This is a genomic window from Buttiauxella sp. B2 (assembly GCF_006376615.1).
Classification (GTDB): domain Bacteria; phylum Pseudomonadota; class Gammaproteobacteria; order Enterobacterales; family Enterobacteriaceae; genus Buttiauxella.
The window spans coordinates 25977-34537 of record NZ_VEXQ01000029.1 but is presented as its reverse complement, the minus strand read 5'-3'; the positions used below and the strand labels follow the sequence as shown (position 1 = coordinate 34537).

The following is an 8561-nucleotide window of genomic DNA, read 5'->3' as shown; positions in this document are numbered from 1 at the left end:
GTCAGTGACGCGTACGAGGTGCCGATCCCCTTGACCTGCTCGACAGACCGTTCCAGCAGGTTCAGCCGGCCAATGGCTGAGCGTAGTTCGGCCACAAGCTTGGCTTTCTGGTCACGCAAGGAGTTGAGGGTTTTCTCGTAGTCGTCGGCTAGACCATCCACGTAAACTGGGGTCGCGAGCATGAGCCTGAGTGCTTCCTTGGGCTTGAGGAAAATTTCATCTGCCGTCATGTCGAAGATGGGCTTTCCTGCAAGAGCTTGGTACTGATCCAGCAGTCTGTTGAATTTCGCGATGGTCACCTCTCGCGCTTTGTCGTCTTTCGGTATTTTCAGCTCAACACGCCGAAGCTCATAGGACGCCTCGGTCAGATCTTTATACACATCAAAGTAATCTTCCTTCACGATCCCCATGAGAATCTTGAAGTGGTCGATCGCCTGGTCTCGTTTAACCTTCTCGTCGAAACGGTAGAAAATCGCATGCTTATTCGCGACCAGATTCTGGTGCTGCAGCATAAATGACGGGAAGCTGCGCACGGACGGCGTCGCACCTTTGGCCCCTGTGACCTGCTTATACATTGGGTCTGTATCAATGTTCTCCATCGTGATACCGAAGAACTTGCCTAGGCTCTTTAAGAACTGATCTTTGTGAATATAGTGTCGTTCATCGAAGAAATATTCGACGTGCCCCATGAGCTCAAGAATGTTGTCCGCCTCTGTCCCAGTGACTTCGCGCAAGAAGCAGCGTTTGGAAGCTGCTGTACGCCCTGTTACCAAGGTCAGCGTGGGGAATTGCAGGACGGTGAAAAATGTCTTGCCGCGCTCGGTCAGCTTGCCATCAGGAATAGTGTCTTCGCTGCTGCCCAGGCAATAGTCGAAGATTTCCAGGATAGCACTCTTACCTGTCGAAGACTTCCCGGTAATGATGTTCAGACCCCGAGTAAACTCCACAGCATGAATCCGGTCGTCTTTGTCAACGACGCCGATATACCTTACATAGCAGTTCATAGCGATTTCAACCCCAACGACCTGTAAACAGAAACAACATTTTCACCGTTAAACACAATAGCGAGCTTTCGTGCGTACTTGATGAGCTGGGCATTAGCATTTTCTTCCCTGATCTTGCCTTGGGGTTCCACCGACATGTCGTCATTGACCTTGACGCTTTTCTCGGAGGTAAGGATGAGCAGGGAAGCATTGGTGATTGGCCTGTATTCCTCGATCCTAGCCTCCAAGCCAAGAACACGGCTTGGCTCCTGCATCAGCGTGCGCAATGAGCTGTTTTTCCCGGCATAGTGCAAGAACTTATGCATGGGCTTGTATGTCACTAGCGGTAGCACTAGGTAGCTAAGAAGGATGTCCTTCTCTGTCGGATTCCAGTGGTCATAGAACGAGTGGATGATGGGCGCGAGAGCAAATGGCGTCCGGCGCAGGGTATAGATGTAGTCGGCAGCAGTCAGGTTCACGACCATAGTCTCCAGTAAAACGCCTTATCTTCGTCATCGATTTTCACATCAGCCAGCATGTGATAGATGCCGTTTCGAAAGTCCACCGTCGTATCCTCGAAGGTGTTTAACTGCACCACAGTTTCGGCGTGCTGCTTGTGGAAGAACTTCAGCGATTGGCGCTGCAACTGGATGGGAGAGGTCTCATCCATACAGTCAATCATCGAGCTCTGACGCCCGTTCTGATGACGAACGAGGTGGTTTTCTTGGTAGCGTTTGACGTCGAATTCAGAGGCCAGATTGTCACTGTACAGTTGATCAATGGCCTCACCTGCAATCAGCAATTGCAGCGCAGCACTCTTGATTAGTGTATCACCACCGATCTCTCGAATTTTCTTGACGAAATGCCGGTCAGCAATCTCATCTAGGTCAATATTCTGCTTCAGAGATTCGGTATCGACATCCGGGAAGATGCTTGAATGCTTCATGTAGCGCTTGGTCAGCTCAACAAACTTGGCGGTGAAGTCCTCACAAGTGATTTCCCAGCCAGTGCTGATGTACCGTGTGCTGCCGATGAAACTCAGGATCTCATCAATGAAGGTTTGACGTTTCGACTCCCTTATGACCCTGAGCTTATCCACCTCATAGACGTGTAGACGCTCGTTGAGCGATGGTGAGCCTGTGATGAATAATGCCCGCTCCAGCACCTCCAACAGTTCGTTCCTTACTGCCATACCCATGACAGAACGCTGCAACTTCAGGGTCTCGGATGGTTCCGTCACCTTGGAGGCGGCAAAGCGCTGCTCGGCAGCGTCGTAGATCGCACTCAGTAAAACGAGCTTTTCGGCAGCGGTGACGCTGTTCCAGTCGGTCAGAGTGGACTTGGGTGAGTACTCTTGATTCGTCAAGAGTATCAGGCTTTCGTAGGCCTGATGGTCAAACGCGTTATTCAACCAGTTATTCAAGGTGTTCCAGATGTTCTGGTGGCCATCTCTCAAGGTATCGGCATACAGCTTGACCTCCACCTGAGCCACATCCTCCAAGGTTACATCGCCGTACACCTCGACCCAGAGACGCTTCCCCTTCTCCAGCTTATGGCAGTACTCAAGCGCAACAACTAACTGATACGTGAGGGCTTCGAAAAGCTTCGAAGCATCAAACGGCAATTTCTCTGACAATTTATCCATAAACATTCCATGACCGACTTCAGAGGCAAGAGCGACCATTACACTGAATGCACTCTAGCGTGATGATCCATATTCCTGGAAACGCCGACTGAGACTTTGCCACCAACTTGACCAGTCTCAAATACTATATAAAAAGACAGTAACTGCGACGGTTTTACACCCCAATATAACTGATAAATAACCAGTTAACTCAATTGACGCCACCAAATAGTAGCACTGCAAACCAAGTGTTCGCAAAGGGCTTTCATTTATTAGGGGATAACTCCTAAGAACTATCAAAGGGACACCCAACGGGGATCAGATGGATGTCCCATGAATACCGAAGAGGTGTAGTAATCCGGCAATTACCCGAAATAGAAAAACTATGCAGACGTTGCTTCCCCTTGCGGCGAAAATTCAGTTTCAGCAGGCAGTAAATACGGTGAACGCGTTTATGGTTCCAGGCATGCCCGTGCCTACGCAGCAACTGGAACAGTTTCTTAAATCCGTACCGCGGGTGGCGCTCTGCCAGCCCACCAAAATCTTCAATCGATGATTACCAGAGTCATCCGATAAAGTCTAAAGAGCCCGCACGGCGTAAGCCCTGCGGGCTTTTTTGTGCCCTCGATTTGTCCCGCGAAGTCCGAAGCCAACTAATTAAATCCGAACCTTTTAGGCACCTTGTTAGGTACATCAGAAAGCATTTATATACAGCTGATCGTAGACGCCGACTATTTTACCTACAGACAGAGTTATACCCTGATGAGTTCCGAAGCGTCACAAACCTGAGTGCTATCCCCCTGGAATGAATAAACCGGAGTACTGGCGACCAGTGTTTGGATACTACACTCTTGCCATAACATACCCTGAAGCGCAAACCAGGGCATGTCATCAAGCCATCGGCGGTGCTCCTGGCTCTCGACACCCTCAACGATCACCAAATAATGATTCACGCTAAAATAGCTAAGCAAGGATGACATCAACTCCTGGCCATTATTCTTCTCAAACAGACTCCATAGCAGACACTTGTCGGTCTTGATATAGCGGAACGACTGAACCGACAAGGCGCTAAATCCAGCATACCCGGAGCCAAAATCATCCAGCCATAGCGAGTATTTCTCGCTCAATGCCAGGGATGTAGGGTTATGGCAGGTCAAGGTCCGGGAGAACTCGTTGATCTCAAAGTGCAGGCAACCCGTAGCATTGACAAATTCTGAAATATTCTCGTTATCAAGCGCCATCAGCGTCTGTTCGTCGATGTTTAATGTCACCATCACGTTATTGTCGCGAAACCAGGACTGGTAGTGCGCCACCAGCGTTATTTGTTCCAGGAGAATATCAGTGCGTAACGCCAACGATGCATGACTGAAAAACTGCTCCACGTCAGCAAAATGGCCATGCTTCAACGGGTCGAGCCGTGACAAACATTCCACCGCAATCAGTTTCCCTTCACGATTGAACATCGGCTGAAAGACATAGCGCATCCCGGTTGGTTTAGTCGTTATCATTGTCATATTGCGACATTTACCACGCTGGTCTATTTAAAAGTGACATCAATATTGGCAGAGGCGTTAAACATGCCCTCTTTCGGTGTGGTACTCAGCCATTTCAGGCTTGCCAGAAAATTGGTGCTGATAACGCTCCCGTTGATATAGCCCAGAGTCTGCGGAGTATTCATCGGAATCCACGTAAGAGGGGTATCCGCTTTTGAAATCAAAATCCCGAAACCACTGTTGCTGGTCGGTAAAATTGTGGTGGTATCCTGGGTTGGGTAAGTGGTACTAAAACTGGCCATCAACGTTTTCCCCTGGCAATCCTGGCCTGCGCCGGTCAGATTGGCTTCTACGGAGAACGGCATCTGTTTTTCGATTTTGCCAACCACCGCATTTCGCGCCGGGATCTTGCCGAAGTTCACGGTACTCCCGTTGTTAGCAACGACAGTTATCTGAGGGTTACAGGAGATAAAACGGATGTTGCCAAGGCCAGTGATATAAGAACGGAAGTTACTGTCCGGGCGAGAGTTCAGACCACCTACACCATCAACCTGAAACAGCGCATACTGATTATTATCGGTTATCTGGCCACTTTGCGGCGGCGGGTTGCCTGTCGCCTTGATATAAACCGAATATTCTACCTTCACCGTCTGTGATTGTGCCGGGCTACGGCAACCGCCACGTCCGTTAGGGCGGCACACAGTGCCAGGCCCGACCAGCGTGTTTTGTTGTGCTACCGGATTGTAGTCAACGCTTTTAAAGGTGACACCAACTTGCAGCGAATTGTGGATACTCCGCACCAGTTTGGTCGGATCCCACCACAGATAAGCATTTTCCCCTTTTGGGAAACCATCAGTATCTTCGCACTTAAAGGTGGAGGAGAAGGTCTGTGAACGCCAAAGCAGCTGGCCGGGTTGTAGATTAGCCGTTGATACGTTAATAGGCTGATCCAAAGAGATCACCTGTTTTGCACTCCCGGTAAAGGCATCCTTACACGACAGCGCAAAACTGTTTGCTGAAAATAAGGTCGCCAACAGAGAGAGAAAAATCAATCCAGCCCGGGTCAGTTTATTGAAAAAGCACATTATCAGGTTCCTTTATTTTGTGCTGCAGGTCAGAGTCACTTCCTGATAACCACCCGGTTTATCAGTATCAATCGGCGGCAACTGCGGCACTGTCATCATGCAAGCATCGTCTGCGCTGTCGCCCCATTTCATTTTCAGTTTTTCACCACTTTCAACGCCTGAAACGTAAGCTTTACCCTGCGTCCCTACCACGCCAATACTGTTGCCCTGGCCGTTGAATATGGTGGCGCCAATCATCGGTGTATCGCCAGTATCAAGCTTGCTGTGAATCATCAGGCTTTGGCCAAGATGTGTTTCAAACACGACTTTGCCAATCGCACGGTGGGTTGGGACGATATCTTTCGCCGCCAGCGAAATATCCAGACCATTGCCAATGTCGGATGTGCGCAGCGCCACGCGGTTATGGCGATACGGCATGGCGGAGGTTTGCACCGCATAACCGAAGGTGTCGATGGCAGCGCCTGGCTGGTTCTCAAGGCGCACGCCCTGTGCACCTTTGGCTTCAACCAACACAAAGGTATTTTGCAACGGCTGTGACAAAGTGACACCGCCGGAATGCGCTACGATGCCACCGGAAACGTTAAGCGAGGTCTGTTGATAGTTGGTGTTGTAGCTATGACCTACTTCGATGTTGCCGTAACTCCCCTGATAACCAAGGTTCGCAAGGCTGGTATTCCCGCCATTTTGGGTATGACCGGTTTGCAGGTAGTAGTTCATGCGGTTGTCATCCAGCAACGTACCGCTCAAACCAGTGCTATAACCGTCGCCACTCTGCTCGCTGTGGGTCGCGCTAAAGCTTGCGGTCATGTCACGGTTGGCATCAAAGACACTGAACGGAATCGACAGATTGAAGTTGATGCTGTTGTCGCTGTAACCGTAGTTGCTGCGGCTGTTTTGGTAAAACATACCGTAACTGACGCTCTTCCACGTGGTACTCACCCCAGTCTGGACGGTTCTGTCGTAGGCAGAAGTACCCCAGTAATTCTGGCGTGAAAGTATGGCGTAGAGCGATGCGCCAGCAATATGCTGGTTAACCGACAGCTGCACGCGCTGGCGTTTGTTGTTATAGCGCAGCGTGTCGTAGTATTTGCGCTGGTTCGTTGCCCAGTCCGGCACACCGTTCTGGTTATTGCCCGGATCGTAATACTGTGTGTGATAAAAACCGTTTTCCCAACTGGCTCGCTCATTGATAGCGTCGGAGAAGTCATAATAGCCAGAGGTTGAATAACGGTACCCAGCAAGCTGGAATTCGGTTCCCAGGCTATTGAGGGATTTGGAATAGAGGAAACGGAAACTGGCACCGCGTTTATTGTCACCGGAAGCAAGATCAGTATCGGACCAGGCCGCATCGACAGACGCCGCGCCCCATTCACCAAAGTTGGTGCCGACCCCGAGAACCCCAGAGCGATAGTTTTCAGCCAACAAAACGCCGCCGTATGGCGTCAAATCGTAATGTATGCCATGAGAGACGGTCGCTTGTACGAATTTTGGTTGATAACTTGTTGAGCCATCATGATATTTACCGGCAGTTATCTGATATTCCCACATCCCTTCGCGCAGCATGTTCGGTACGGAAGAGTAAGGAATGCTAAAGCTATGGCGCGAGCCGTCGGCTTCGATAACCGTAACATCAAGATCGCCGCTGAGATTACTCGGATAGATATCGTTAAGGGCAAACGGCCCAGGCGACACCATAGTACTGTAGACGGTATAACCGTTCTGGCGAACCTCCACGCGGGCGTTGGTGTTAGCCACTCCGCGCACCACTGGTGCATAACCGCGCAGGCTGTCTGGCAGCATCTCCGGAATACTGGAGAACTGCATCCCACGGAACTGAAAACTGTCGAAAACGTTGTTGTTGGTGTTGCTCTGCCCCACCTGTACCCGGCTGCGCAATGGAATAATATCGGTTTCCACCCAGGAAGAGACGGGAGTCCATTCCTCTTTTTCACCCGCTTGTTTCGAAAGCGTGGAGTTATTACGAAAACGCAGAGGCCCAAGGTTGATGCCGTTGTTCAGCGATAAGAAATAGTAATCGCCCTGATGGGTGTTGTTGTTATCAGTAAAGCGGTTGTGATCACCGCTAAACGAATAGTTAACGTATGCCGCGTTGATTCCATTCTCGTATACACGTGGTGAAATCATGCCCTGTGGGCGCGGTTCCATATATGTCTGCGGCACAGAAATATCCAGTTCTTGCAATGCAGCACTCCAGCTCATCGAACTACCCGGAGTGGCTTTGACGATGTCATAGCAGGTGCTGCTGCCTGCTGTATCTGCAACCAGTATTCCGTATTCACGGTAATCATCCGCAGACAGGCAGAACGTCCCTGGGATATTGGGTTTTAATTTCTTAAATTCAATTTCACGGTGATCGACACGTTTTTTATTTACGTAAATATCGAACGGATAACGTCCCGGTAAAATATCATCACCGTTTGCAAGATCTTTAACCAGCGCGACGTTATCGTCACCATGAATAAACGACGTGTTAAATTGTTCATCAGCATAAGATAACGGCGTGACTAACAATGGCATTGCCGATACACAAAGAGCGCATCGAATGTGATAAGCCAGACGCCGTGGTAACAGGTCCATTTGTTTATTGCGAGCCATGCTATTCATTCCTAAGCTGAATTATTTAATGCGTGCATCTTTTATTTCTGTGTGGCCGCCATAATCATTGATGAAAGTAAATGACAGGCTATTGGCCGCAGACGCAGGTAGCGCAATACGCAGAGAAGCCATCGGCTTCACCATATCGGCTTCGGTTTTCCAGGTTTTACCGCTGCTGCCTTTGAGGGTCAGTACACCAAAAGTGACGTGTAATGGGCCGTTATTAGTGACCACAAGGTCATTATCTTGTTTGCGCCAGGTGAGAGCTTCGGCTTCTTTCAGAAGTGTTGTTTTTACCGCGGTTGGGCGATAAAAGAGTTTCACACGAGTGCGAACCGCTATTTGCATTACGTTTTCTTGTTTGGCTGAAGGTGGTATTTCCTGAACGTTAATCCAGTAAACGGATTCCCTGTCAGTCGGCAGGCCGTTGCCGGAATAAATAAAGCGCAGAATGGCGTCTTTATTTCCTGCCAGTTTCAGAATTGGCGGGATAACCTGCATGGGTAAATTACCTGGCGTTTTGCTGGCATCGCCATTATCAAGCCAGGTCTGCACCATCCAGGTTTCATCGGTGTCATTGTGAATAGACAGGGCGGCAGATTTTTGGTTGCCATTATAAATAACCCGGGTTTCACCAACCTGAATTCCCGCAGAAGCCTGTAGAGATAAAAGAAGTAATAATGATGCCAGTCGCTTTTTCATTTACTCAATCCGATTATTCACGCGGACCATCCATGGTCCAGATTCAATATTCCGTGGC

7 protein-coding genes and 1 pseudogene are annotated in these 8561 nt (G+C 49.6%); all 8 read right to left on the bottom strand.

Translation table 11 applies throughout. The features are described 5' to 3' along the window. On the bottom strand, positions 1 to 1004 hold a 1004-nt coding region (locus tag FH968_RS21085), incomplete at its 3' end, for an AAA family ATPase (protein WP_145972830.1). Beyond that, positions 1001 to 1468 (bottom strand): three component ABC system middle component, encoded by a 468-nt coding sequence (locus FH968_RS21080; RefSeq protein ID WP_139883034.1) that lies wholly within the window; start codon positions 1466 to 1468, stop codon positions 1001 to 1003. The genes FH968_RS21080 and FH968_RS21085, both read right to left, overlap by 4 nt. Next, the gene (locus FH968_RS21075; protein WP_139883032.1) at positions 1459 to 2628 is read right to left on the bottom strand and encodes a hypothetical protein; all 1170 of its coding nucleotides are present in this window, start codon (positions 2626 to 2628) and stop codon (positions 1459 to 1461) included. Before FH968_RS21075 ends, FH968_RS21080 begins: the two co-directional genes overlap by 10 nt. Positions 2629 to 2995: 367 nt before the next feature. Further along, a pseudogene (locus FH968_RS21070) lies at positions 2996 to 3139 on the bottom strand (IS3 family transposase); the annotation flags it as partial. 220 nt (positions 3140 to 3359) lie between these two features. Next, complete coding sequence (locus FH968_RS21065) at positions 3360 to 4121, bottom strand: EAL domain-containing protein (RefSeq protein ID WP_139883030.1); 762 nt, start codon at positions 4119 to 4121, stop codon at positions 3360 to 3362. Between the two features lie 23 nt (positions 4122 to 4144). Then, entirely contained in the window at positions 4145 to 5185 is a 1041-nt protein-coding gene (locus FH968_RS21060; RefSeq protein ID WP_139883028.1) for a fimbrial protein, read from the bottom strand. Positions 5186 to 5197: 12 nt separating this feature from the next. Then, complete coding sequence (locus FH968_RS21055) at positions 5198 to 7723, bottom strand: fimbria/pilus outer membrane usher protein (RefSeq protein ID WP_139883038.1); 2526 nt, start codon at positions 7721 to 7723, stop codon at positions 5198 to 5200. Positions 7724 to 7822: 99 nt separating this feature from the next. Next, positions 7823 to 8503 carry a molecular chaperone gene (locus FH968_RS21050; protein ID WP_139883026.1) on the bottom strand — a complete coding sequence of 227 codons (681 nt, stop codon included), beginning with the start codon at positions 8501 to 8503 and terminating at the stop codon, positions 7823 to 7825. Between the last annotated feature and the right edge of the window lie 58 nt (positions 8504 to 8561).

Excerpts from the sequence above, each read along its gene's own strand:
- FH968_RS21080 (WP_139883034.1), bottom strand. The coding sequence starts at position 1,468 with ATGGTCGTGAACCTGACTGCTGCCGACTACATCTATACCCTGCGCCGG.
- FH968_RS21075 (WP_139883032.1), bottom strand. The coding sequence starts at position 2,628 with ATGGATAAATTGTCAGAGAAATTGCCGTTTGATGCTTCGAAGCTTTTC.
- FH968_RS21065 (WP_139883030.1), bottom strand. The coding sequence starts at position 4,121 with ATGACAATGATAACGACTAAACCAACCGGGATGCGCTATGTCTTTCAG.
- FH968_RS21060 (WP_139883028.1), bottom strand. The coding sequence starts at position 5,185 with ATGTGCTTTTTCAATAAACTGACCCGGGCTGGATTGATTTTTCTCTCT.
- FH968_RS21055 (WP_139883038.1), bottom strand. The coding sequence starts at position 7,723 with ATGCCATTGTTAGTCACGCCGTTATCTTATGCTGATGAACAATTTAAC.
- FH968_RS21050 (WP_139883026.1), bottom strand. The coding sequence starts at position 8,503 with ATGAAAAAGCGACTGGCATCATTATTACTTCTTTTATCTCTACAGGCT.